The following is a 24198-nucleotide window of genomic DNA, read 5'->3' on the forward strand; positions in this document are numbered from 1 at the left end:
GCTTACTTCCCTGTGCTGCTGTTGAGTGTCTGCCATTGATTGGCGTTGAGTTGCCCGAGCAAGTGTGCCTTGCCGTTGCTGTCTTTGCTGATGAACAGTGCGCTGGCATAGCCGGCAACGCGTTCGCCGCCCGCTACGCGCAGCTGCCGTTCGAGGTGGTCGATGCAGCCGCTGTGGGTGACCAGCACCAGGTTGTGGCCCTCGCGCTTGTGCGCCAGGGCGGCGTTGGCAAAGGTGCTGTCGCAGCGCGCCAGCCATTCCTGGGTTTCGATGGCCTTGCCGAAGACGAACGACGCCGTTTGCTGGGTGCGGACTTCCGGGCTGCTGAGGATATCGGCATTGGCCAGGCCCAGGCGGCGAATGCCGTCGCCGACGGCGGCTGCGGCCTGGCTGCCGTCCACGGTGATGCCGGCTGGGTCGCCAAGGCAGGCATGGTTGGAGCGGTCGCAGCGTTCGGCATGGCGGATCAGGACAATCACCTTGCCGCTGTTCCAGGCGCTGTAGACGCCCTGTTCGCTCATCAATTGCGAGCTGCCCAGGTTGGTGACATGCGTGCGCAACACGTGCCAGAGGCCGAACGCCGTGAAGGCCAGCAACAACGCCAGCAGCCAGACAACAGGCAGTTTCCGGCGTTTCAGGCGCTGAAGGCGCGGGTGCGTCGCAATTACATTTTCCAGCATGCTGCCACTCCGAGGACAAGGCTGGCAGCACCTTATCCTCGGCTTTGTGGCCCAATAGTGAAGCGGATGTGAAAATTGTCTTATCCCTGCCAACCGCCGCCGAGTGACTTGTCGGTCAGGGGGCTGGGTGATGGGCTGTCGTTCGAATAGCGGCCGAATCAGGCTGTTGCAGCAACCGGCAAGGGTGGCTGCTCACGGCGAATACTGGCCAGCGGCACCGCCACCAGCAGCAGGGTCAGTACCACTGTCACGCCGATGCCCCAGGCCGCCAGGCTGAAACCACCCAGCGAAATCAACCCGCCGGAAATCGCCGGCCCCACCGCCAGCCCGAGGCTGAGGAAGCTGCCGGCGGCAGCCACCACACGGCCCTCGCGGTCCAGCGCCGCAGCCAGGCCAGTGAGGTAACTGAGGGCGTAGAAATAGGTGATGCAGATGGTCATCACCCCGGCGGTGTACAGGGTCTTGGAGTGCTCGCCCAGTACATAGCTGAGGCTGGTTGCACCGGTCAGCAGGATCGCCAGGATCACCGGCGTGCTCATGCCGAAGCGCTTGCCGACCATGGCTGCGATCAGCGGCCCGATCAGGCCGACGAACGACTGGAACGACAGCAGCACGCCCAGCTCATCGCCGCTGTAGCCGACCATGGTGCCGATCCGCTCGACAAAGGCCCAGCCCATGGTGTCGCGGGCCTGGAACACGAACATCGCCAGCATCATGCAGATTGCCGGCAGGCTCAGCAGGATATTGCCTGCGCCTGGCTTGCCGGCCGGCGCCTGTGGCGAAGGTTCGGCCACCGGCGCGCGCTGCACCATTGCCGGGATGGCCAGCAGCATCACCGCCATGGTCGCCGCCATCGCGTAGTACAAACCGTGCAGGCCATGGGCGGCCATGACCTTGGCATAGCCCAGCATCACCACGATCATCAGCACCACCGACAGCACGTTCATGTGCCCGGCGACCCGGTCCGGGTGCTTGGCGCTGGACACGGCGGCGTTGCCGCAGGCCAGGGCCAGGCCGGCGCCGATACCCGCCACACAGCGTACTGCCGCGAGTGCGTAGATGCTGTCGACATTGGCACTGAGCAGGTTGGCGGCAATCGCCAGCAGGGTGCCGGCCAACGCCAGGGTGCGCCGCGGTGCGCGGCCCATGAACGGGGCGACCAGCAGCGAGGCGAGCATGGTGAAACCGAACTCGGCCGACATCAGCAGCCCGGCCTGGGCTTCGTTGAGTTGCAAATCGTGAATGATGGCGCTGATCAGGAACGGCAAGGCCCACAGCCCGAGCAGGCCGACGCCGTAGGCAGACGCGGCGGCGGAGAACACCAGGCTCCAGCTTTCGGGCAAGCAGTGTTTTATTGTTTTCATTGGGGTAACCCCTGAATGGCAGGCACGGCATTGGGTAGACGCGCGCAGGTTAAGGCGCGCGCAGGGTACGGGTTACTGCTGGCTTTCGTCGACCGGGGTGCCGTCGTCGTACTGCGACAGCCAGCTGACCATGGCATCGCGGTAGCGGGTGAAGCCCTTGTAGTCGACCAGTTCCTGGTCCAGGTCGCGGATCACCCGGTGCATGCGCTTGGCCCACTGTGGCGCGAACTCGGCCAGTTCCTGCAGGCTGACCAGGTAGGTCCGCACCGGGAACAGCACGGCGTTGCTGCGTGGCAAGCGGTGCAGGGGCTGCAGCTCGATACGCAGGTTGACCCGTTCACCGGCGTTTTCGGCGGTCACGGTGGTGCGCTCCGGGGCCCAGTCGGGCAGGGTTTCGGCGGAGGTTTCCAGGCGCGGGTCGACGGTGATCGACCAGTTGGTGCGGCGCACCGGGTGACCAGGGCGCAGGCGCAGGAGGAACTTCAGTGCCCGCTGCAGGATGCCCATTTCATGCAGCTTGGGCACCGGGCCGTGGAACTCCATGAAGCTCATGCCGAGGTTGAAGCGCAGCGAGTAGTCGGCGCGCTGGGTGGCCATGCCGGCGCCCATCACCAGGGTGTCGTCACGCTCTTCGAGGAGAATGAACTCGCCCTGGGCCTGGCGGGTGATGTATTCCATCGGCTCCATCGGCAGGGTGCTGGCATCACCGAAGGTGAAGGTCTGGTCGATCTGCAGCGGGCGGTTGATCCAGTGCCACTGGCTGCCTTTCTTGTCCAGGGTGAAGTGCTCGGGGTAGTCGCGCGAGTACGACTCCATCAGCAGTTCCAGCAGGTCCCACTGGGCTTCCATCATGTGCGGCAGGGCGGCGTAGTGCACGCCCGGCTGGCTGTCGAGGGTGTGCGCACGGTGGTGGCACTCGGAGATGTAGTGCTCGTCGATGTCGAACTGCCCGCGCAGCGCGCCGGTGCCGAACGGTACGTGCGGCTCGACGTTCATCGAGTACATGTACTGGTCTTCCGGGTACGGGAAGGGCAGACGCAGCACGGCTTCGCGGCTGTTGCTGTAGGTGTGGCCCTGGCCTGCGTCGGCGTAGGATTCGATCGGCTTGAATACGGTCATGTTGTTGTTTTCCTGTCTCAGAGGTCTACGACCAGGCGGCTGCAGTTGGCGCGGGATACGCAGGGCATGAATTTGCGCTTGCTCAGCTTGTCTTCCTCGCTGAGCCAGTCATCGCGATGGTCGAGTTCGCCATCGATGTCCAGTACTTCGGTCTCGCAGTAGCCACAGGCACCGCCGCGGCACAGGTAAGGCACCTTGTAGCCGGCCTGTTCGGCGGCCTCGAGTAGCGACTGTTCGGCCGGCACCTCGATGGTCACGCCCTGGCGTGCCAGGGTGACGCTGAATGGCTGGCCGCTGGAGCCTTGCTCGACGAAGCGCTCGTAGTGAATGTGGCTGTCGGTCCAGCCCAGTGCGCGGGCGCTGTCGAGGGTGTCGTCGATCATGCTGTCCGGGCCGCAGACATACACGTGGCTACCCAAGGGGCGGTCGGCAAGGATGTGGCGGATGTCCATGCGCGCATCGACGCCTTGCACGTACAGCTGCACGCGCTCGCCGTAACGTGCCTGCAGCTCCAGGCCCAGGGCAGTGTGCTCGGGGCCGCGCACGGCCAGGTGCAGCTCGAAGGTGGCCTGCTTGAGTTGCAGTTCTTCCAGTTGCGAGTAGACCGGGGTGATGCCCACGCCGCCGGCAATGAACACGTGCTGGCGGGCATGCTTGGCCAACGGGAACAGGTTGGCCGGCTGCAGGATCTGCAACAGGTCGCCCTCGGCGACCCGGTCATGCAGGTAGCGCGAGCCGCCACGGCCATCGCAGACCCGGCGCACGGCGATCTGGTAGGCGCTGGAGTCGTAGGGCGAGCTCATCAGCGAGTAGGCGTTGCGGTGGGTCTTGTCACCGTCTTCGAGCACCACCACCACGTGGCTGCCGCCGGAAAACGCCGGCAGGTGCTTGCCGGCCGGGTCGACCAGGGTGAAGCGGGTGATTTCCGGGGTGAGCGCTTCGATGCGGGCGACGCGCACGCTGAGGGTGCCGTTATGGGTATTCATGTGTCGAGCTCCTCGGCTGCTGGCAGTTCGCCCGGGACTTCGCCATCGGCCTTGATGCCCTGGAAGGCGGCCAGGCGGCGGGAATAGTGGTCGCGTACCACCAGGTCGAGCTGGCAACCGGGGCAGCTGAACACGCGCTGGGTGACGTTCTCGGTGTAGGTGTCGCAGTGCGCGCACCACACGCGGCGGACCAGGGTGCCGCTGTGTTCGCGCAGAACTTCGTCACGGTTCAGGTCGACCGCGTTGGCGGCTTGCATGGCGGTGCCGATGAAGCTTTCCGAGCCGCTGAGGTACAGGCGCGTGCCCATGTGGGCCTGGCCCAGGCGTTCGCGCAGGGCGGCGATCAGCGCCTGGTTGCTGGGGAACACGTCCAGCCCGGCCGCTTCTGCGGCTTGCAGCGCCTGCAGGTGATCGTGCCCGGAGAACGACTCGGTGGAGTAGAGCAGGGTGCTGCGCGCGCGTTGCGCGGGCGACATGTCCGCGATCAGGCGCAGCATGGCCGCGCCGCCACTGCCCTGGCCCGCGATCAGGTGGCGCAGGCCGCCTGCCATGGGCCGCAGCTGGTCGTAGACCGGGCGGCTTTTGATGCCGGTGATAAGCATGGTGACACACCTCGTAAGCCCGAACCCCCGGCCTGTGCCGGAAGGTAACGTTGACGGCTGTTTTCAGGCTCGGGCATGGGCGGAAGCAGAACCCATGCCATATTGCCTATGGTTTTATATGTTTTATGACCAAAGTCGACAATCAGTGCTTGAACATCACGTGGCGCACACAGGTGTAGTCTTCCAGGCCGTACATCGACATGTCCTTGCCGTAGCCCGACTGCTTCATGCCGCCGTGGGGCATTTCGCTGACCAGCATGAAGTGCGTGTTGACCCAGGTGCAGCCGTACTGCAGGCGTGCAGCCAGGCGGTTGGCGCGGCCGACGTCGCGGGTCCACACCGAGGAGGCGAGGCCGTAGTCGGAATCGTTGGCGTAGGCCAGGGCCTGGGCTTCGTCGGTAAACGGGGTAATGCTGACCACCGGGCCGAACACTTCACGCTGGACGACCTCGTCATCCTGGCGGGCATCGGCCAGCACGGTCGGCGCGAAGAAGAAGCCGTCGCCTGCACCCCGATGGCCGCCAGTGACCAGGCGGATGTGCGGCTGGGCCTTGGCGCGCTCGACGAAACCTTCGACGCGCTCCAGGTGCTCGCGGGTGATCAGCGGGCCGAGCTCGGTTTCAGGGTCGTCCTGCAGGCCCATGCGCAGGCTGGCCACGGCTTCGCCCAGCTTGCTCACGAACTGCTCGTAGACGCCTTGCTGGACATACAGGCGGCAGGCAGCGGTGCAGTCCTGGCCGGCGTTGTAGAAGCCGAACGCACGGATGCCTTCGACGGCGGCATCGATGTCGGCGTCGTCGAAGATCAGTACCGGCGCCTTGCCACCCAGCTCCATGTGGGTGCGCTTCACGCTGCTGGCGGTGCTGGCGATGATCCGTGCACCGGTGGCCACCGAGCCGGTCAGCGACACCAGGCGCACCTTGGGGTGGTTGACCAGCGGTTCGCCGACGCTCGGGCCACGGCCGAACAGGATGTTGACCACGCCGGCGGGGAACAGCTCGGCCATGATCTCGCCCAGCGCCAGGGCGGTCAGCGGGGTTTGCTCGGAGGGCTTGAGCACCACGCAGTTGCCGGCGGCCAGCGCCGGGGCGAGCTTCCAGGCGACCATCATCAGTGGGTAGTTCCATGGCGCGATGGAGGCGATTACGCCGAGCGGGTCACGGCGGATCATCGAAGTGTGCCCCGGCAGGTACTCGCCGCCGGCCGAGCCGGACAGGCAACGGCTGGCGCCGGCAAAGAAGCGGAACACGTCGGCGATGGCCGGGATTTCATCATTCAGCGCCGCCTGGTAAGGCTTGCCGCAGTTCTGCGACTCCAGGCGGGCGAGGCGGGCGGCTTCGGCTTCGATGCGGTCGGCCAGCTTGAGCAGCAACTGGGCGCGGTCCTTGGGTGCGGTCTGCGACCAGCCGACGAAGGCCTGGTCGGCGGCCTGCACCGCAGCATCCACCTGGGCAGCGCTGGCTTCGGCGATAGTCACCAGCACCGTGCCTTCGGACGGGTTGTACACGGCGTACGGGCTGCCTTGCCCGTCGACCAACTGGCCGTTGATCAGGAGTTTGGTTTGCATGGCGGATTCCTTGGTCGGTCTTATTGGTAGAAATCTAAACCTATGAAACCATATCTTAATATTTTTAGTTTGCCAACCACTGCGAAAATCCACTTCCAGGCGGTAGAATGGCCGGCAAATCGGTATCGGGCGCTGGCCCGTTCGCTATAAGATGCGAAACTGAACCTTTTAGCCGAGGCCCGCGCCCAGCCCGGCAATGCTCGATAGGGAGAGGCAATGACTGCCCTGAATAGTGCTCGTAACACCGCCTTCATCCGGTTGCGCCAGGAAGGGCGAACCGATGAAGTGGCGCGCCGCCTGGTGGAGGCGATCGAGCTGGGGATGTTCGCTGAAGGGCAGCAACTGCCCAGTGAGTCGGAACTGGCCCTGCAATTGGGTGTCGCCACGGTGACCTTGCGTGAAGCGCTGGTGGTGCTGCGCCAACGTGGCTTGATCGAGACCCGTCGCGGGCGCAATGGCGGCAGCTTTGTCTGCGCCCCGGTGGAATTGCCCGAAGCGCTGCTGCTGCAACGCCTGCGTGACATGAGCGGCCCGGACCTGCGCGACCTGGGCGATGAACAAACGGCGATCTCCGGCACGGCGGCGCGCCTGGCCGCCAAGCGCAGCTCGCCAGAGCAGCAGGCACGTATCGCCCAGCATATCGAAACCCTCAGCCAGGCCGGCTCGCGCCTGGCCCGGCACCGCGCCGATGCACGTTTTCATATCGAAGTGGCCGCCGCTGCCCAGTCGCTGCGCCTGACCAGCGCAGAAATGCGCCTGCAGTCGGAAGTCGGTGAACTGCTGTGGATGGAGGCCGCTGGCGGCGGTGACGTGACGGTGGTCGAACACGAGCACCGGGCCATTCTCGAAGCGCTGGTCGCCGGTGATGCGGTGCTGGCTGGCGCCTTGGCCGAAGCCCATGTCAGCCGTGGCATCAAGCGCCTGATCAGCCTGCGTCTGGAGCTGCTGGCCGACGGGCAGGACTGAGCCGTCCATAACAACAAAGCTGTACCTGCGTGAGGTAATGCCATGTTTGCCCTGAGCGAAAACGACCCGCTGTCAGCCTGTGCCCAGCAACTGGACCACACCCTGGGGACCATCTTCGGCCAGGTTCGCCAGCTGGTGGAAGAAACCCGAGCGCTATGGGAGCGGGTACTCGCCGAAGGGCGCCAGCCGTGCGCCAAGGACCTCGCGACCCTGCGCCCGGCCATCGACCAGCAATTGCTCACCACCGGTGCCTTTGGCTGTGGCGGCGGCATCATCGTCGCGCCCAACGGCCTGGCCGACCGCGAGATGCACCTGGAGTGGTGGTACCTGGCCGACGGTGGCAAGACCCTGCCGCTGCGGCCGAACTTCGATCGGCGCCGCGAGAACTACTACGACTACACCGAAATGCCCTGGTACAGCCGGCCGATGAAAACCGGCAAGAGCGTGGTTGAAGGGCCGTACGTGGACCTGTACGGCACCAACATGTACGTGCTGACCTTCACCATGCCGATCGAGGTGCAGGGCCGGTTCATCGGCGTCGCCGGGCTGGACCTGTCGCTGCACAATGTCGAGCGCCTGCTGGTGCGCAGCCTGATGCGCCTGGAGCATGAGGCGGTGCTGATCTCGGCGGACGGGCGGGTGATTGCCTCGAACACCGCGAACTGGATGGTCGGTGACCTGGCCCAGGCCTTGTTGAACACCTTGCCGCGCGATGGCATTCGCCTGGCGTTGGCGGAGTCCGAGGCGGGGTGGTCGTTGGTGCGCTTGCCGGTGCTCAGGCGCAAATGATCGGCTGCCTGACAGGGCCTCTTCGCGGGCTCGCCCGCTCCCACAGGAATATCACAGGCCTCAAGCTCGGCACAGTCCCTGTGGGAGCGGGCGTGCCCGCGAAGAGGCCGGCCCAGGTTTTACAAGGCCTTGCGCATGAACACCCGGGCAAAGCCTTGTTCTTCAGCCCGGTGCGTCTCGACATACCCCAGCCTGCGATAGATCTCGATGTTCTCGGTCATCCGTTCATGGGTATACAGCCGCACGGCATTGCACCCTGCTTGCCGTGACCGGGTTTCACAAAGCTGCATCAGCACCTTGCCAATCCCCCGGCCCTTGCACGCGGGCGAAACCGCAACATTGGCCAGCAGCATCTCATCGCCTTCGCACTCCAGCACCAGTACCCCCACCACTTGCGTGCCTTGCAGTGCCACGTGCACCTCTGCATCCGCCACCACCTGGCGATAGTCATCCAGCATCGGTGCTGGCGGCTTGCCGATGCGGCAGATATAGGGCGAGTAGGCCGCCTGGACCAGTTCCGTGATCGCCTCGATGTCGGCCAGTTCGGCCCTGCGCAGCGTAAGGTCCGTGTTCAAGGTGAAGCCTCCTGAAGTTCGCCTGAGCTTGATAGGTATGAGTCTGCCACGCTTCACTCCGCTGCTTTCATATCCAAACGCCGGTCACCCCGTGATAAAAACCGGGCACTCGACAAAAACAACCGGAATGCCCGATGTCTGCAAGTCAACCACCTGCCAATGGCCTGTTCGCCACCTTCTGCCTGAGCAGCTACCTGCTTTCGCTGTCCTACGGCACCACCTTCCTGCTGGCCATGACGTTGCGCACACACGGCGCCAGCGAAGCCGATGCCGGCACGGTGATCTCCGCCGCCATGCTCAGCACGTTTCTGGCGGTAATCTTCTCCGGCCACCTGACCGACCTGATTGGTGCACCCAAGGCCGTGGCCGGTGGCGCGGTGTTTCTTGCCGCGGCCTGCCTGGGCTTTGCCGCCGCCCCCGGGTTCGGCACAGCCATCCTGCTGTGTGGCCTGCTGCTGGGCTTCGGCTGGGGCCTGTTCTACACGTTGGGGCCGATCATCGTGGCGATGCTCATCGAGCCGGCACGGCGGGTCAAATACTTTGCCTTGCTCTCGGGCAGCATGATGACCGGCATCGGCACCGGGCCGTTGCTGGGGCGCGCGGCGCAGGCACTGGGTTATCCGGTGGAGGCGGCGTTCGTCGCTGCAGCCGCGGCGAGCGCGCTGGGTGGCGTGATGTTCCTGCTGATGGGGCCGCGCATGCAGCAGCTGAAAACCGGCGCCGTCGCGGTATGCAAGATCACCCCGGCAGCCACCCGTGCGGTGATGTCTTCCAGGGCGGCCTTCGCCATCCTCATGGTCGGCCTGGGTGGCGCGATCTTCGGTGGGCTGTCGAGCTTCCAGACCTCGTATGCCAGTGCCAGGCAACTGGACTATTCGCTGTTCTTCCTGGGTTTCATGTCGGCTGCGATCTCTTGCCGCTTGCTGATTGCCGGTTTCATCGTCAAGCGTGACCCGTACCGCATGGCCTGCCTGCTGACGGCGTTGATGGTGCTGTCGGTGCTGCTGTTCCTGTACGGCGTCGACAGCACGGCGACCTATGTGCTGGCGGCAGTGGTGCTGGGTGTCGGCTATGGCCTGACCTATTCGGTGATCAACGGCCTGGCGGCCAATGAAGCGCCCGCCGGGCAGACAGCCCAGTCATTGGTGCTGTTCAGCCTGGCCTATTTCGTTGGCGTGTTCGGTTTCCCGCTGCTGGCCGGCAAGGTCATCGTCCAGGCAGGCATGCCGGCGCTGCTGCAATTGCTGCTGGTGATCGCCTTGGCCAACTGGTCGATCACCGTCGGCCGCCTGGTCTGGCGGCGCCTGGACGGGCGTGTCGTGGCAGCTTGAGTATGCCCGGCTGCTGCCTCAGGGTATGATCCGCGGCCGTGATTGGAGCCCGCCATGGCCAAAGACATCGAAAACCCCTGCGTCTCGCTCTGCCAGCTCAACAGCGAGCTGTGCGTGAGCTGCGGTCGCACCCGTGAGGAAATCCGCAAGTGGCGCGGCATGAAACGCCCTGAAAAGATGGCTACCGTGCAACGCGCGGCCACACGGATGAAGGCCATCACCAAGAAGAACGCCAAGCGCCAGGGTAACGACTGAAGCCGCTGCGCTTGTGTAAGATGCATGCTTCGTAACGTTCCCGAGCCTGCCGTATGGATACCCACTCGCTTCTCGCCTTCACCCTGGTTGCTGCAATCGCCATTGCCAGCCCAGGGCCCGCTACCCTGATGGCCATCAACAACAGCCTCGCCCACGGCCAGCGCAGTGCCGTGTGGTCGTCACTGGGCAATGGTACGGGCCTGTTCTGCCTGTCGGCGGCAGCCATGCTTGGCCTGGGGGCGTTGCTGGCCAGCTCCGAGATGCTGTTCAACGCGGTCAAGCTGATCGGTGCCGGCTACCTGTTCTACCTCGGTGCCCGGCAGTTGCTCAAGAAAAGCCCGATGCTGGTGGATCAGGCGGCGGTGAAGGTCAGCAAACCGACCCCCTTGAAGCTGTACAAGTCGGCGTTCCTGACCGCCGTCACCAACCCCAAGGCGACGATGTTCTTCACTGCGCTGTTCCCGCAGTTCATCGACCAGGGCGCGGCACTGCTGCCGCAGTTCCTGACCTTGACCGGGATCTTCGTGGCCCTGTCGCTGACCTCGTTGAGCCTCTATGCCGCGCTGGCGTCGCGGGCCAAGGGGGTGCTGACCCGGCCGGCGCTGTCGCGCTGGGTGAGCCGGGTGGTTGGGACGACCTTCATCGGCTTTGGCGCGGCGATTCTCAGCATGCGCCGCCAGGCCGGTTGACAAACTGAGGCGCAGCGGTCGCCGGCATCAGTGTTCGCCGGTGATTTCCCGCGCAAGGGTCAGGCGGCGCGTGTGGAAGTCGTACTCATAGAGTTCGGCATAGCGCCCCCACTCGATGGCCACCTTGAGCACGCGCTCGGCTTCCTCGGCGTCCATGTACTCCGTCAGGCGGTCGAGCACGGTCTTTTCCAGCAGGCCGGCGGGCTCCAGGTGGAGGCTGTCGAGGATGTAGCTGATCAGCGACACACGGCCCTTGCACTGGCGCGCGAACAGGTCCTGGCGCCGCGCCTGGCGGGCCGTCACGTAGTTGCGGCCCTGGCGTGTAAGGCGGATGTCGCCCTCGATCACCTGGGCGAAGCCGAGCAGGCCGAGGGCCTCGTAGATCGGGAACAGCACCTCGTCGGGCAGCGCGGTTTCCTCGGCCAGGTGCGGCAGGTCGGCCTCGCCGTTGAAGGGTTCGCCGGCGATGAGCTCGAGCACGCTCTCCATCCGCGCGATGTCGGCGTCGGGCAGCCGGTAGCCCAGCTCCACGGCCGGTGGGGCACCGGCGGCGGCAATGGCTTCGGGGCCCTGGGTCATGAGCGCGTAAACCTCGTCGATCATCGCGCGGACTTCTGCTGAGTCGGCATTGCGCGGACGCGGCAGGTCGATGTGCAGTTCCGAGCGCACGCGGCCCGGGTCGCTGGAGAGGATGAGGATGCGGTCGGCCATCATCACCGTCTCCTCGATGTTGTGCGACACCACCAGAATGCTGCGGGTGGTGATGCGGCGTTCTTCCCAGAGCTCGAGCATGTCGTCACGCAGGGTTTCGCCGGTTAGCACGTCGAGCGCCGAGAAGGCCTCGTCCATCAGCAGTACTTCGGGATTCATCACCAGGGCGCGGGCAATGCCCACGCGCTGACGCATGCCGCCGGAAAGTTCGCGCGGCAGGGCGCCACCGAAACCGGACAGGCCGATCAGCTCCAGCGCCGTGTCGGCCAGGCGCTGGCGCTCGGCCGGGTTCATGCCCTGGGCTTCCAGGCCTAGCTCGACGTTCTGCTGCACGGTCAGCCAGGGGAACAATGCAAACGATTGGAAGACCATGGCCACGCCGCCCACCGGGCCGTGGATCGGCTGGCCGCGGTAGGTGACGGTACCGCGGTCGGCGCCGACCAGGCCGGCGATGATCCGCAACAGGGTCGACTTGCCCGACCCGGAGCGCCCGAGCAGGGCCACGATCTCACGCTCGCGCAGATTCAGGTCGACGCCTTCGAGGACGGTGCGCGGGGTGCCGTCGGAAGCCTGGAAGGCCTTGCTCACGCTCTTGAGCTCGATCAGCGATGGTTTCATGGCAAGTCCTCAGCGAAGGTTTTCGGCAAGCAGGTACAGGCGGCGCCAGAACACGCGGTTTACCAGCATCACGTAGATGCACATCACGCCGATGCCCAGGGCAATGCGGTGAAAATCGCCGGCATCGGTCATCTGCTTGATGTAGCTGCCCAGGCCATTGGCCACCAGCGAGGTATCGCCCCAACTGACATACTCGGCGACGATGCTGGCGTTCCACGAGCCGCCACTGGCGGTGATGGCGCCGGTGATGAAACTGGGGAACACCGCCGGCAGGTATACGCGTTTCCATTTCAGCCAGCCGCGCAGGCCGAGGTTGTCGGCGGCCAGGCGCAGTTCGTAGGGAATGGTCGCGGCGCCCGCGACCACGTTGAACAGGATGTACCACTGGGTGCCGAACACCATCAGCGGGCTGAGCCAGATGTTCGGGCTGAGCTGGAAGTGCACCAGCACCAGGACCACCAGCGGGAACAGCAGGTTGACCGGGAAGGCGGCGAGGAACTGTGCCAGCGCCTGGACCTTCTGCGAGTAGCGGGGCCGCAGGCCGATCCAGATCGACAGCGGCACCCACACCAGCGAGGCGAGGGCGATCAGCAGCATCACCCGGCACAGGGTGATCAGGCCCAGGCCGAGCACGTGCAGAGCCTCGCCCCAGCCAACGTCCTGGTGCACGAACAGTCCCAGGCGGACGAAGGCAAAGGCGCAGACCAGCACCAGGGCCGCGTCCCAGGCGCGTGACCACCAGGCGGGCAGGCGCAGCCACTGGCGCCGTGCCACGGTGCCGTCATGGCGTTGAGCAAACCAGCCCATGGCGTTCTGGAACCCCTTCGCCAGCAATGCGCTGAAGCCGCTCAGCCAACGGCTGCGGCGGCCCCAGTCGAGCAGCCAGGAGCGCTGCGCGGTGTCGCCCTGGGTGTCTTCGAAGCGGAAACGGTCGGCCCAGGCCAGCAGCGGACGGAAGAACAGCTGGTCGTAGAGCACGATGCCGGTGAGCATTGCGCCGATGGCCCAGCCGATCGCGCCGAGGTTGCGCTGGTCGATGGCCACGGCGATGTACGAGCCGATGCCAGGCAGCTTGATGTCCTGCCCAGCCACCGAGATGGCTTCGGCGGCAACCAGGAAGAACCAGCCGCCGGACATCGACATCATCATGTTCCACAGCAGCCCGGGCATGGCGAACGGCAGTTCCAGGCGCCAGAAGCGTTGCCAGGCCGAAAGCTGGAAGATCCGCGCGGCCTCGTTCAGTTCCGGCGGCACGGTGCGGAACGACTGGTACAGGCTCAGCGCCATGTTCCATGCCTGGGAGGTGAAGATGGCGAAGATCGCCGCGCATTCCACGCCCAGCAGGTTGCCCGGGAAGAGTGCGATGAAGGGCGCGATGGCAATGGCCTGGAAGCCCAGGATGGGCACCGACTGCAGCACGTCCAGCAGCGGGATCATGGCCTTCTCGGCCGCACGGTACTTGGCCGCCAGCGCGGCGAAGAGGAAGGCGAACAGCAGCGAGAAGCCCAGCGCGGTGAACATCCGCAGCATGGTGCGCAGCAGGTAGTAGGGCAGGTTGGCCGGGTCGAGGGAGATCGGCAGCGCCTCGCCGACTACGAACGGCCGGCTCATCTGCATGGCGCCATAGGCGGCGAGCACCAGCAATACCAGCACCAGCGGCAGCAGGATCCAGTCCCAGCGATTGGGCGCGGCGTTACGCAGGCCTGGCGACGGGGTGAACAGGCGGGCCATGATCAGGTCTCTATCGTCAGGGGCTGGGAAGGGCAGATGTCGCCACGTGAGCCAGTATGGTTCAGTTGGCTTACAGGTCAATGGCAGTGCCAGTCGCAAGCAACTGGCTAGAGGGCGGCAAATGCCTGGGAGAGATTAAGATTTGTTTAATCGCCACTGGCATGGAAGGAAGTGACGATATACCTGCTCAATGCGGCATGGGGAGGGTATGTGGCTGGACCAGCAACTGCGTAAACGATCAATCCCGCCGTCATGAAAAGGAATTCACGAAAAGGGATAGACTTTTCTTGATGAAATATTGCAGAAGCAGCGTTGTTGACCGAACGGGCCGAGGCTCAGGCGATTGCCTGGGCCGCCGGTGTGTCTGAATCGTTCTGTACAACGGCCGCTTCAGTTTCAAGCTTCAGCCGGTCGGCCTTGCTGATGTACTTGGGCTTGTTGCTCTTGGGCGCCAGCTTGGCATTGGCCTTTTTCTGGTGGGCCTTGAGCAGCTGTTTGAGTTTCTTCTGGCGGTTCATTGTGCATCTCTGGTGTGCAACGTGGGTCGCGCATTGTACCTCGGGAACTTCATCCTGCGGGCCCGGTCTGTAGCCTCTCGCCGAATTCACCTGATACTTCCCTGACCCTTTGAGTGCCCGCTCCATGCCAAGCCAGCGCCTGCTGCCAGCACTGCTCCTGTTGTTCAGCACCGTCGCCTGCCAAGGCGCGTTGGCGGGTTCATACTCGGCCCCGGTGCGCAGCAACAAGGCCTCGACCCAACTGATAGAAGCCGCCTCGCGACAATATGAAGAGGGCAGGCTGGACCAGGCCGCCGCCACGCTGGAACGTGCGCTGCAGATCCAGCCGAACAACCCCGCCACGCTGCACTACCTGGGCGTGCTGCGCCTGGAGCAGGGGCAGTTTGACCAGGCCGAAGTGCTGGCGGTGCGCTCCAACCAGCGAGTTGGCAGCAACACCGCACTGCGCAATCGCAACTTCCAGCTGATCCAGGCCGCGCAAAAGGCCCGGAATGCGACGGCGGTATCCGTGGCCGACAAAACCCGATGAGCCTGTGGAATGCCAGCCAATGCTGACATTCACTGTTGGGGGCAGTGATATCTGATAAATTGCTGGAGCCATTCGAAGGTTCCCTGATGGAAAAGAATCCAAGACCGTTGCCCCCTGTCGGCCCACTCGTATGCTTCGAAGCCGTGGCGCGAACGGGCAGTTTTACCCTGGCGGCCGAGGAACTGTTCATTACCCAGAGTGCGGTCAGCAAACAGATCAAGAAGCTCGAAGACAACCTCGGCTTCCCGTTGTTTGCCAGAAAGCACCGGGGCGTGGAGCTGACCGAGCCGGGGCGCGAGCTCCATGAAGGCGTGCAGCCTGCGCTGGAGTCCATGCGCGACACCGTGCAGCGCGTGCGCAAGTGGTACGACCAGAACACCCTCAGCGTCGTTTGCACCCACGCTGTTGCGCATTACTACCTGTTCCCCAGGCTTGCCCACTTCCAGCAGCAGTTCCCGGATATCACGGTCAATGTGGTTGCCACCAACCAGCTTTCGCCAGCCCTCTGCCAGGCCCATGACTTTGCCATCCTGTATGGTGCCGGGCAGTGGCAGGGGTTGAGCGGGGCGAAGCTGTTCGACGAAATCGTCTATCCGGTCTGCAGCACGGATTTTCCCGTTGGCCACGTCGAATCCCTCGATGATCTGCTGAAGCTGCCCCTGATACAGATCGACAACGACGGCTGGGACATCATGAACTGGAACGACTGGCTGGCGCATTTCGGCAAGGCGTTCAAACCCGCGGGCAAAGTCATCACCTACAACCAGGTGACCCTCGCCCTGCATGCGGCCGAGCGCGGGCTGGGGGTAGCGCTGGGTTGGGAGTTCATGGCCAGGGAAATGATCGAGAAGGGCGCGGTACAGGCCATCGAGCAGTTCCAGCTGCGCACCGGCTTCTCGGATTACCTGGTTCACGCGAACAAGGCCAAGCTGTCGAATGCCTGCCGTATCTTCCGGGACTGGTTGCTGCAATCGAGTACTGGTGATCGCTAGAGTCTAAGTGGTGGGGATACCCCGTGTGCGGCTGAAGCGTGATAGCCTCGGGAGGCCTTGGTCGATAGAAAATCCATTCCCATGCCTGCTGGTTTCCCCGGGTTGCCGTCACTCAATGCGCTGCGTGTGTTCGAAGTGGTGGCGCGTCAGTTGAACTTCCGCCTTGCCGCCGAGGAGCTGGGTGTGACCCAGGCGGCCGTCGCCCAGCAGGTGCGCGGGCTGGAGGCCAGCCTGCAGGTACGCCTGTTCGAGCGCCTGCCGCGGGGTGTTGGCCTGACCGATGCCGGGCGTGGCTATGCGGCGAGCATCCGCAGCGCCCTGGGGATGATCGACGAGGCGACCCGGCTGCTGCGCCCGGCGCCGTCCCAGCTCACGGTCAGCGTGACGCCTACCTTTGCCTCGAAGTGGCTGATTCCAAGGCTCGGCCACTTCGCCGAGGCCCACCCTGACATCGATCTGCGCCTGCTGGCCACCGACCGCCTCTCGCATTTCCATACCGATGGCGTCGACATCGCCGTGCGCTACGGTCAGCCGCCGTTCGGCGGCGGGCTGAACGTCGAGCTGCTGATGGAGCAACGGATCGTCGCAGTGGCGAGCCCGGCACTGGTGGCTGAAATGGGCAAGCCAGAGAGCTTTGCCGCCTTGCAACGTTATGTCGCCTTGCACGACGGGCACAACTTCTGGCCGCAATTCACGGCCGCCTTCTTCCCTGATCATCCGAAACCAACGGCGAAGAGTGTGCGTTTCAACCAGACATCGCTGGCCATCGACGCCGCCATTGGCGGGCAGGGCATTACCCTCGCCAGCTATGCCTTCGTCAAGGACGACATCGCAGCCGGCAGGCTCGAGCAGGTCTTTCCCCAGCAGTTGAGGCTGGACAAGGCGTTCTACCTGGTATGGCCACGCAAGGCGCAGGAGGCAGCAGCACTGGGCCTTGTCAGAGGGTGGCTCAACAACCAGGTAGGCGATAGTTAATCTACTGGATGGGCAAACTTTGCCTGCCTCCCTCGATCAGCTGCCGGCTGCTAGTGTGATGAAACCTGCAACAGCGCAGTTCCATTACCCAAGGAGGCAACATGTCTGTAGAAAAAGTGGCAATCATCACTGCCGGTGGCAGCGGCATGGGCGCCGCAGCGGCACGTCGGCTGGCCGCTGACGGTTTCAAGGTCGCCATCCTGTCCTCTTCAGGCAAGGGCGAGGCGCTGGCCGCCGAACTGGGTGGCATCGGCGTCACCGGCAGCAACCAGTCGGTCGAGGACCTGCAGCGCCTGGTGGATGCCGTGGTCGAGCAATGGGGGCGCATCGACGTGCTGGTCAACAGCGCCGGCCACGGCCCGCGCGCGCCGATCCTGGAGATCAGCGACGAAGACTGGCACAAGGGCATGGACACCTACCTGCTCAATGTCATTCGCCCGACACGGCTGGTAACGCCTTACATGCAAAAGCAGAAGGGCGGGGTGATCATCAATATCTCTACCGCCTGGGCCTTCGAACCCGTTGACCTGTTTCCCACATCAGCCGTGTTTCGCTCGGGCCTGGCCGCCTTCACCAAGATATTCGCCGACCAGTTCGCCGGCGATAACGTGCGTATCAACAACGTGCTCCCCGGCTGGATCGACAGCCTGCCGGCCACCGAGCAACGCCGCGACAGCGTTCCGCTCAAGCGCTACGGCACCAGCGAGGAAATCGCCGCCACCATCGCCTTCCTCGCCAGCGACGGTGCTGCCTACATCACCGGGCAGAACATCAAGGTCGATGGCGGTGTGACGCGCAGCGTCTGAGCAGGTTCTTTGGGGGCAGGCCAGCAGGAGATAGCCACACCGTCTTCAGCGTCTTCTAGATCGAGCGCCGCATGCCATGCGGCCTACACTTAAAGGCCCAAATGCCAATTTTACGTTTTGCGACAAATTTTTTACATTTGTCGTTATAACGTTACGCCGCTCGTCGCCGGTGGCCGTCAGCTCCTTCGGCTCATGACTTGCGAAGCCTGGTATTTCCTGGAGTCTTAATGAGAGTCGATCTAGACACTGAGGCCGCCGACCTCGATGGTTACCCCCGTTTTCAGCGTGCACTGGTCCATGCGCGCAAGTTGAGGCAGCTGATGTACCTGGCGCTGGCGGTTGCTGTGCTGCTGGCGCTACTGCAGGGGCTGATCGGAATATTCAGCCCTGACTCCTACTGGTTGGTCCTGCTCGCCGTCAACGGCGCCGTGCTGCTTCTGTTGGCGGGCGCCGCGCAGTCGGCCTGGCAGGTGGCCAGTTGGCGCGCGACTGCCATGGGCCAGGCACCTGTCCCGCTGCTGTTCTCACGCCCTGCTGAAGTAACCGTCGAACCTGAATCGCTCAGCCGTTTCGATCGCTGGTGCCGGGACGTGGCCGATGCCTGCCGACGGCAATGGCGCAGGCTTGGCGCAGAAACCCCCTGGCTGGTTGGCCTGGCGTGCCTGGCACTGCTGCTGGTCAAGGGCGCCTGGCGCTTCGACCTGCCGACACCGACGGTGGCAGGGCAGGTGACGTGGGTTGCTATCGGCCTTTTGGCCGTTTTTGCGTTCTGCCTGGTCGTGCTCGAACGCCACCTGATGGCTGAAAGCGAGGCGACCTGGCCCGAGGCCGCGGCACTTGCAGCCACCTTGCGGCTGGTCATCGCCGTGCAGGTGCTGACCATTGCCTGCCTGGTCTGCATTGATGGCGAGCGGCTGTGGCCGGCCCGCCTGGCGGTGCTGATCGGCCTGCTGCCTGGCGTGGCCGCGCTCGAGCTGCTGACACGGGCAGTGCTGGCGATGTTCCGCCCCTCGCGCCCGGGCGAAGAGCCGGCGCTGGTGGCGCGCAGCCTGGCGGGCGACTTCCTGCAATGGCCACCGCGGCCATTGGCCGTGCTGCAGGATGAACTGCATGAACGCCTGGGCATCGACCTGCGCCAGGTATGGGCGTTCGCCTTCATGCGGCGGGCATTCCTGCCGGTGGCGGCGCTGGTGGCGCTGGTCGGTTGGCTGCTGACCGGCATCGTCGAGGTGCCGACCAACAACCGCGGCGTCTACGAACGCTTTGGCAACCCCGTGGCGGTGTACCCGCCAGGCCTGCATGTCGGCTTGCCCTGGCCCTTTGGCAAGGTGCTGACAGTGGACAACAGCATCATCCATGAATTGGCGACGACCACTGCCGAGGGCGTCAGCGAACCCCTGGCGGCTGCCGACGGTGCCCCGCCGACCACCGCCAACCGGCTGTGGGACGCCACTCACTTGAGCGAGAACTCCCAGGTGATTGCCGGTGCCGATGGCGGGCGTCAGGGCTTCCAGATCGTCAACATGGATGTGCGCTTCATCTACCGTATCGGCTTGAGCGACGCGGCCGCCTTGGCGGCGGCCTATCACACGGCCAACGTCGAGCAACTGCTGCGCAGCGTGGCCAATCGCGTGCTGGTCCACGATTTTGCCGGGCGTTCGCTGGATGGTCTGCTGGGTGCCGAACGCGCCGAACTCGGCCGTGACATCGGCCGTGCGGTGCAGGCGGACCTCGACCGCATGGATACCGGGGTAGAGCTGTTGGCGACCTCGGTGGAGGCCATCCACCCGCCCGCCGGCGCGGCCAATGCCTACCATGCCGTGCAGGCCGCGCAGATCACCGCCCAGGCGCTGGTTGCCCGTGACCGCGGGCAGGCCGCGCAGAAGCTTGACGAAGCCCGCCAGAGCGCCACGTCCTTGACCGACAAGGCCACGGCCGACGCCCATGAAACCCAGACCAAGGCCGACACCGCCGCGCTGCGCTTCGATGCCGAGCACACCGCCTGGCTGCACGCAGGCCAGGCGTTCATCCTCGAACAGTACCTGGAGCGTCTGTCCCAAGGCATGGCGCAGGCGAGCAGCCTGATCATCGATCACCGGCTGGCGGCGAACCAGGCGCCGACCCTGGACCTGCGCAGCTTTGCAGCGCCCATCGACCCTTCACAATCGAAACCCGCATCCGGCCGTACCCAGGAGCGTAACCCGTGAGTTCCCATACCGCACATGGTCATGACCACGACCACGACCACGACCACGACCACAATCACGATCACGATCATGCCGATAGTCACGGCCGTGCTCGTCCCGCCTGGCTGCGTGTCGGGGTAGCGCTGCTGCTGGTCCTGATCATGGCCGCGACGGCCTGCCTCGTGCAGGTGCGTGTCGGCGAAGCCACCGTCATCACACGTTTCGGCAACCCGGCGCGGGTACTGATCGAACCCGGGCTCAACTGGCGCTGGCCAGTGCCGTTCGAGGCTGCTGTACCGGTCGACCTGCGCTTGCGCACCACCTCAAGCGGGCTGCAGGATGTTGGCACGCGAGATGGCCTGCGCATCATCGTGCAGGCTTATGTCGCCTGGCAGGTGGCGGCCGATCCGCAGAGCATCCAGCTGTTCATGCGCGCGGTGCAGAACCAGCCCGACGAGGCGGCGCGGCAGATCCGTACCTTGATGGGCTCGGCCCTGGAAACCACGGCCAGCGGTTTCGAACTGGCCGACCTGGTCAACGTCGATGCCAGCCGGGTGCGTATCGATGGCTTCGAGCAACGCCTGCGTGAGCAGATCGAACAGCAACTGCTCAATAGCTACGGGGTGCGCGTGGTGCAAGTGGGCATCGAGCGCCTGACCTTGCCCAAGGTCACCCTCGAAGCCACCGTTGACCGCATGCGCGCCGAACGCGAGACCATCGCCACCGAGCGCACGGCCGAAGGCAAGCGCAAGGCAGCCGAGATCCAGTCGGCCGCCGAGCGTGATGCCCGTATCCTGCAGGCCGATGCCAGCGTGAAGGCCGCGCAGATCCAGGCGCAATCGCAGGTACAGGCGGCGGACATCTACGGCAAGGCCTATGCCGGTGCACCGCAGCTGTACACCTTGCTGCGCTCGCTCGACACCCTCGGGTCGGTCATCAACCCCGGCACGAAGCTGGTGTTGCGCACCGACGCGGCACCGTTCCGCGCCCTGGTAGAGGGGCCTGTGCTGCCGGCGGGGGCTGACCATGGCAAGCCGTGAGCCGTTGTCGGCCAGGCTGCCCGCCGGCCCCTGGCTGCAATCGGGGCGTATCGGCTTCCTGGCGTTGTACGTGGTGGTGGTGCTGGCGGCGGTGGGCTGGCTGTTTGGCAATGTGCGCCAGATAGGCCCGGAAAACCGTGCGGTGGTCTTGCGCCTGGGGGCCGAGGAGCGCATCCAGAATGCCGGCTTGTTGCTGGCCTGGCCTGAGCCCTTCGAGCAAGTGGTGATGTTGCCCTCGGCAGCGCGGGTCACCGAACGCCGGGTGGAGTTGCTGCTGCGCTCGGAGCTTGCGCAGAAATCCGACAAGGACGGCACCCTGGCCAGCGATGCCACGGCAGGTTCCGGCTATCTGCTGACCGGCGATGCCGGGGCCGTGCAGTTGGACGTGCGGGTGTTCTATACGGTGAGTGACCCTTACGCCTACGCGCGCCAGGGGCAACATGTGCAACCCGCGCTGGACCGCCTGGTGGAACGCAACGCCGTGCAGATCTGCGCCTCGCGCGACATGGATGCCATCCTGGTCGCGCGCCCGGAGCTGGTCGGCGGCGATGCCCGTCTGGCCGATCAACGCGAGCGGCTGCGCGGTGACCTGCAGCAAGGCATCAATGGCAGCCTGGCGCGGCTGCGTTCGGCCGGTGCCAGCCTGGGCATCGAGGTGGTGCGGGTCGACATCCAGTCTTCGCTGCCGTGGTCGGCGGTCAGCGCGTTCAACGCGGTGCTCACCGCCAGCCAGCAGGCCGAGCAGGCGGTCGCCAAGGCCCGTAATGATGCTGCGCGCCAATTGCAGCAGGCCACTCAGGCCGCCGACCGCACCGTGCAGGTGGCCCAGGCCGAAGCCAGTGAGCGCTTGTCCCGCGCCCAGGCCGCCACCGCGACGATCGTCGGCCTGACCCAACAGCAGGATCCGCAGTTGCTGCTGCGCCTCTACCGTGAGCGGGTGCCGGCGATCCTGGCGCGCGCCGGGTCGGTCACCACCGTCAACAAAGATGACGCCGGGCACATGATCCTGCAGGGCCCTGCACAATGACTACGATGCCTTTTTACCAGTTCTGGAGCTGCTCGCGATGAGTACTCATCACTGTCATGGTCACGGGCACCATCACCATGCCCATACTCACCTAACGTCCGGCTTGCTGTCGCAGGCCGAACAGCGCACCGCCGCACGCCAGCTGAGCCTGGCGATGCTGGCCCTGGGGTTGCTGGCGCTGGGCCTGGTCTGGCGCTGGCTGGCGCCGACGCAAGAGGGCGTCAGCCAACTGCTGCTGGGCGCTGCCTCGCTGCTGGTGGCGGTGCCGGTACTGCGTTCGGCCTGGTACAGCCTGCTGCACCCCAGCCTGCATGGCCTCACCGATCAGCTGATCGCCCTGGCCATGCTGGGTGCCTGGGCAACCGGCGACCTGGCCACTGCGGCACTGCTGCCGATCATCATGATCTTCGGGCACATGCTCGAAGAGCGCAGCGTGCTGGGGTCGCAAGAGGCCATTGCCGCGCTGGGGCAGTTGACCCGCAGCCATGCGCGGCTGATCGATGCCGATGGCCAGGTGCGCGAGGTCGATAACGCCAGCCTCAAGCCAGGCGACCAGGTCGAGGTGCGCGCCGGCGACCGTGTGCCGGCTGACGGCCGTGTCCTGCAAGGCCAGGCCAGCCTGGATACCGCGCCAATCACCGGCGAGGCGGTGCCGCTGGAAGTGGCCAGCGGCATGGATATCCATGGGGGTTCGATCAACCTGGACGGTTTGCTGCGGGTAGAGGTCACCCGTGTTGGCGATGACTCCACCTTGGGCAAGGTCATCGCCCTGATGCAGCGCGCCGAGCAAGCCAAGCCGCCCATTACCCGGCTGCTCGAACGCCACGCCGGGCGCTACCTGGTCCTGGTGTTGCTGATTGCCGCCGTGACCTGGTTCATCACCCGCGATGCCCAGGCCATGCTGGCCGTGCTAGTGGCTGCTTGCCCGTGTGCCCTGGTGCTATCGGCGCCGGCGACGGCAGTGGCAGGCATTGCCGTCGCTGCCCGGCATGGCATCCTGATTCGCGGTTCGGCCTTCCTCGAGGAACTGGCCGACTTGTCTTCGCTGGTGATCGACAAGACGGGCACGCTGACCTACGGCGACCTGCGTCTGCGCAGCGTGGTCGGCACGGCGGCGGGCTTGCCCCAGGCCGATATCGTCAACCTTGCGGCCAGCCTCGGCGCCGCCAGCAGCCACCCGGTCAGCCGGGCCCTGGCGACGTTGGTGCCCCATGAGCAGCATCTGGCCCTGCTGGACATCCACGAACGCCAGGGCTTTGGCGTGGTGGCGCACACGGCCGAGGGTGAGGCGGCCCTGGGGCGCCCGGAGCTGTTCCGCCAACTGGGCCTGCAGGTGCCGCCCGTGCCCGAGCATGACGGCCCGATTGCTGGCCTGGCGCTGAACGGGCAGTTCCTCGCCTGGCTGCTGCTGGCCGACCATGTGCGGGCAGAGTCTGCCGAGGCCATGCAGCAGCTGCGTGAGCTTGGCCTGCAGCGTCAGTTGCTGCTGACCGGTGACCGCAGCCGTGTCGCCGAAGCCGTTGCCGAGCAGGTCGGCATGACGCGGGTGGTGGCCGAAGCCCTGCCGGAAGACAAGATGCACCAGGTCAACCAGGAACTGCAGCTGGGCTTCCGCCCGCTGGTGGTGGGGGATGGCATCAATGATTCGCTGGCGCTGAAGGCGGGTGTGGTCGGGGTGGCCATGGGCGCCAACGGCGCCGACATTGCCCTGGCCGCAGCGGATATCGTGCTGATCAACGGCGACCTGCGGCGCCTGGCCACCTGCATCCGCCTCAGCCGCCAGTGCCGACGCACACTTCAGGTGAATGTGCTGATCGGCCTGGGTTGGACCTTGGCGATTGTGGTCGCCGCCGCATTCGGCCTGCTGGGCGCAGCGGGGGCCATGGTCGCTGCGCTGCTGCACAACCTCAGCACGCTGCTGGTGCTGACCAACGCCGGGCGCCTGTTGCGCTATGACGAACGGCTTGCGCAAAGCAACGCGGCCCCGGCGCTGCAGCCCTAGCTGGGCACGGCGTCAGTCCGCGTTGTTGTTCCAGCTTGAAATCATATAACGCCATTTACCTCTGCGGTGCGTCGCGCCAGACACCGCAGCTTGCCCCGTGGGTGTCACGGGTGCTGAATGCGCGGATCATTTCGCGCATT

The 24198-nt window shown here is 65.2% G+C and carries 23 protein-coding genes; 13 read left to right on the forward strand and 10 right to left on the reverse strand.

What is annotated here, in order from left to right; genetic code table 11:
* Positions 1–2: 2 nt before the first annotated feature.
* The 6 genes from J7573_RS08460 to J7573_RS08485 all read right to left on the reverse strand — a co-directional run bounded on the left by J7573_RS08460 (position 3) and on the right by J7573_RS08485 (position 6318).
* On the reverse strand, positions 3–680 hold the full coding sequence (locus J7573_RS08460; RefSeq protein WP_294332449.1) for a histidine phosphatase family protein: 678 nt from the start codon (positions 678–680) through the stop codon (positions 3–5).
* 158 nt (positions 681–838) lie between these two features.
* Positions 839–2044: an MFS transporter gene (locus tag J7573_RS08465; protein WP_294332452.1), complete on the reverse strand. Its 1206-nt coding sequence runs from the start codon at positions 2042–2044 to the stop codon at positions 839–841.
* A 72-nt stretch (positions 2045–2116) separates the two neighbouring features.
* Positions 2117–3163, reverse strand: coding sequence for a DUF3445 domain-containing protein (locus tag J7573_RS08470; RefSeq protein ID WP_294332456.1), 1047 nt, complete (start codon positions 3161–3163; stop codon positions 2117–2119).
* A 17-nt stretch (positions 3164–3180) separates the two neighbouring features.
* Complete coding sequence (locus J7573_RS08475; RefSeq protein WP_294332458.1) at positions 3181–4149, reverse strand: PDR/VanB family oxidoreductase; 969 nt, start codon at positions 4147–4149, stop codon at positions 3181–3183.
* Positions 4146–4751, reverse strand: coding sequence for a dimethylamine monooxygenase subunit DmmA family protein (locus tag J7573_RS08480; RefSeq protein ID WP_294332461.1), 606 nt, complete (start codon positions 4749–4751; stop codon positions 4146–4148). The genes J7573_RS08475 and J7573_RS08480 overlap by 4 nt, the downstream gene beginning before the upstream one ends.
* Positions 4752–4893: 142 nt before the next feature.
* On the reverse strand, positions 4894–6318 hold the full coding sequence (locus tag J7573_RS08485) for a gamma-aminobutyraldehyde dehydrogenase (protein ID WP_294332465.1): 1425 nt from the start codon (positions 6316–6318) through the stop codon (positions 4894–4896).
* 216 nt (positions 6319–6534) lie between these two features.
* Here J7573_RS08485 and J7573_RS08490 point away from each other — a divergent pair, with 216 nt between their 5' ends.
* A complete protein-coding gene (locus tag J7573_RS08490; protein WP_103447590.1) occupies positions 6535–7284 on the forward strand; it encodes an FCD domain-containing protein in 750 nt (249 codons plus the stop codon).
* A gap of 42 nt (positions 7285–7326) precedes the next feature.
* On the forward strand, positions 7327–8073 hold the full coding sequence (locus J7573_RS08495; RefSeq protein WP_294332476.1) for a cache domain-containing protein: 747 nt from the start codon (positions 7327–7329) through the stop codon (positions 8071–8073).
* A 119-nt stretch (positions 8074–8192) separates the two neighbouring features.
* Here J7573_RS08495 and J7573_RS08500 read toward each other — a convergent pair whose 3' ends face one another.
* Entirely contained in the window at positions 8193–8648 is a 456-nt protein-coding gene (locus J7573_RS08500; RefSeq protein WP_294332479.1) for a GNAT family N-acetyltransferase, read from the reverse strand.
* A gap of 134 nt (positions 8649–8782) precedes the next feature.
* Here J7573_RS08500 and J7573_RS08505 point away from each other — a divergent pair, with 134 nt between their 5' ends.
* From J7573_RS08505 to J7573_RS08515, 3 genes are read left to right on the forward strand one after another with little or no spacing between them, the layout of a single operon-like run.
* On the forward strand, positions 8783–9979 hold the full coding sequence (locus J7573_RS08505) for an MFS transporter (protein ID WP_294332483.1): 1197 nt from the start codon (positions 8783–8785) through the stop codon (positions 9977–9979).
* A 54-nt stretch (positions 9980–10033) separates the two neighbouring features.
* Entirely contained in the window at positions 10034–10234 is a 201-nt protein-coding gene (locus J7573_RS08510; protein ID WP_103447586.1) for a DUF1289 domain-containing protein, read from the forward strand.
* A gap of 53 nt (positions 10235–10287) precedes the next feature.
* Positions 10288–10923, forward strand: a complete 636-nt coding sequence (locus J7573_RS08515; RefSeq protein ID WP_294332491.1) for a LysE family translocator — start codon at positions 10288–10290, stop codon at positions 10921–10923.
* 27 nt (positions 10924–10950) lie between these two features.
* On the opposite strand, the gene J7573_RS08520 is transcribed toward J7573_RS08515, so the two are convergent.
* The 3 genes from J7573_RS08520 to J7573_RS08530 all read right to left on the reverse strand — a co-directional run bounded on the left by J7573_RS08520 (position 10951) and on the right by J7573_RS08530 (position 14501).
* The gene (locus tag J7573_RS08520; protein ID WP_294332493.1) at positions 10951–12252 is read right to left on the reverse strand and encodes a nitrate/sulfonate/bicarbonate ABC transporter ATP-binding protein; all 1302 of its coding nucleotides are present in this window, start codon (positions 12250–12252) and stop codon (positions 10951–10953) included.
* 9 nt (positions 12253–12261) lie between these two features.
* Positions 12262–13983, reverse strand: a complete 1722-nt coding sequence (locus J7573_RS08525; RefSeq protein ID WP_294332496.1) for an ABC transporter permease subunit — start codon at positions 13981–13983, stop codon at positions 12262–12264.
* Positions 13984–14318: 335 nt separating this feature from the next.
* Positions 14319–14501 carry a DUF2986 domain-containing protein gene (locus tag J7573_RS08530; RefSeq protein ID WP_159410264.1) on the reverse strand — a complete coding sequence of 61 codons (183 nt, stop codon included), beginning with the start codon at positions 14499–14501 and terminating at the stop codon, positions 14319–14321.
* 124 nt (positions 14502–14625) lie between these two features.
* Here J7573_RS08530 and J7573_RS08535 point away from each other — a divergent pair, with 124 nt between their 5' ends.
* The 8 genes from J7573_RS08535 to J7573_RS08570 all read left to right on the forward strand — a co-directional run bounded on the left by J7573_RS08535 (position 14626) and on the right by J7573_RS08570 (position 24058).
* Positions 14626–15030 (forward strand): tetratricopeptide repeat protein, encoded by a 405-nt coding sequence (locus J7573_RS08535; RefSeq protein WP_294332503.1) that lies wholly within the window; start codon positions 14626–14628, stop codon positions 15028–15030.
* Positions 15031–15116: 86 nt separating this feature from the next.
* Entirely contained in the window at positions 15117–16022 is a 906-nt protein-coding gene (locus tag J7573_RS08540; RefSeq protein WP_294332506.1) for a LysR substrate-binding domain-containing protein, read from the forward strand.
* An 81-nt stretch (positions 16023–16103) separates the two neighbouring features.
* Positions 16104–16997, forward strand: a complete 894-nt coding sequence (locus tag J7573_RS08545; protein ID WP_294332509.1) for a LysR substrate-binding domain-containing protein — start codon at positions 16104–16106, stop codon at positions 16995–16997.
* Between the two features lie 101 nt (positions 16998–17098).
* Positions 17099–17803 carry an SDR family oxidoreductase gene (locus J7573_RS08550; protein WP_159410268.1) on the forward strand — a complete coding sequence of 235 codons (705 nt, stop codon included), beginning with the start codon at positions 17099–17101 and terminating at the stop codon, positions 17801–17803.
* A gap of 227 nt (positions 17804–18030) precedes the next feature.
* Positions 18031–20010 carry a protease modulator HflK gene (locus J7573_RS08555; protein WP_294332512.1) on the forward strand — a complete coding sequence of 660 codons (1980 nt, stop codon included), beginning with the start codon at positions 18031–18033 and terminating at the stop codon, positions 20008–20010.
* Complete coding sequence (locus J7573_RS08560) at positions 20007–21029, forward strand: protease modulator HflC (RefSeq protein ID WP_294332515.1); 1023 nt, start codon at positions 20007–20009, stop codon at positions 21027–21029. The genes J7573_RS08555 and J7573_RS08560 overlap by 4 nt, the downstream gene beginning before the upstream one ends.
* Positions 21016–22056: a protease modulator HflK gene (locus J7573_RS08565; RefSeq protein ID WP_294332519.1), complete on the forward strand. Its 1041-nt coding sequence runs from the start codon at positions 21016–21018 to the stop codon at positions 22054–22056. Before J7573_RS08560 ends, J7573_RS08565 begins: the two co-directional genes overlap by 14 nt.
* Before the next feature lie 37 nt (positions 22057–22093).
* Entirely contained in the window at positions 22094–24058 is a 1965-nt protein-coding gene (locus J7573_RS08570; RefSeq protein ID WP_294332522.1) for a heavy metal translocating P-type ATPase, read from the forward strand.
* Positions 24059–24198 lie beyond the last annotated feature (140 nt).

The organism is Pseudomonas sp., assembly GCF_017744435.1.
In the GTDB taxonomy this organism is placed as follows: domain Bacteria; phylum Pseudomonadota; class Gammaproteobacteria; order Pseudomonadales; family Pseudomonadaceae; genus Aquipseudomonas.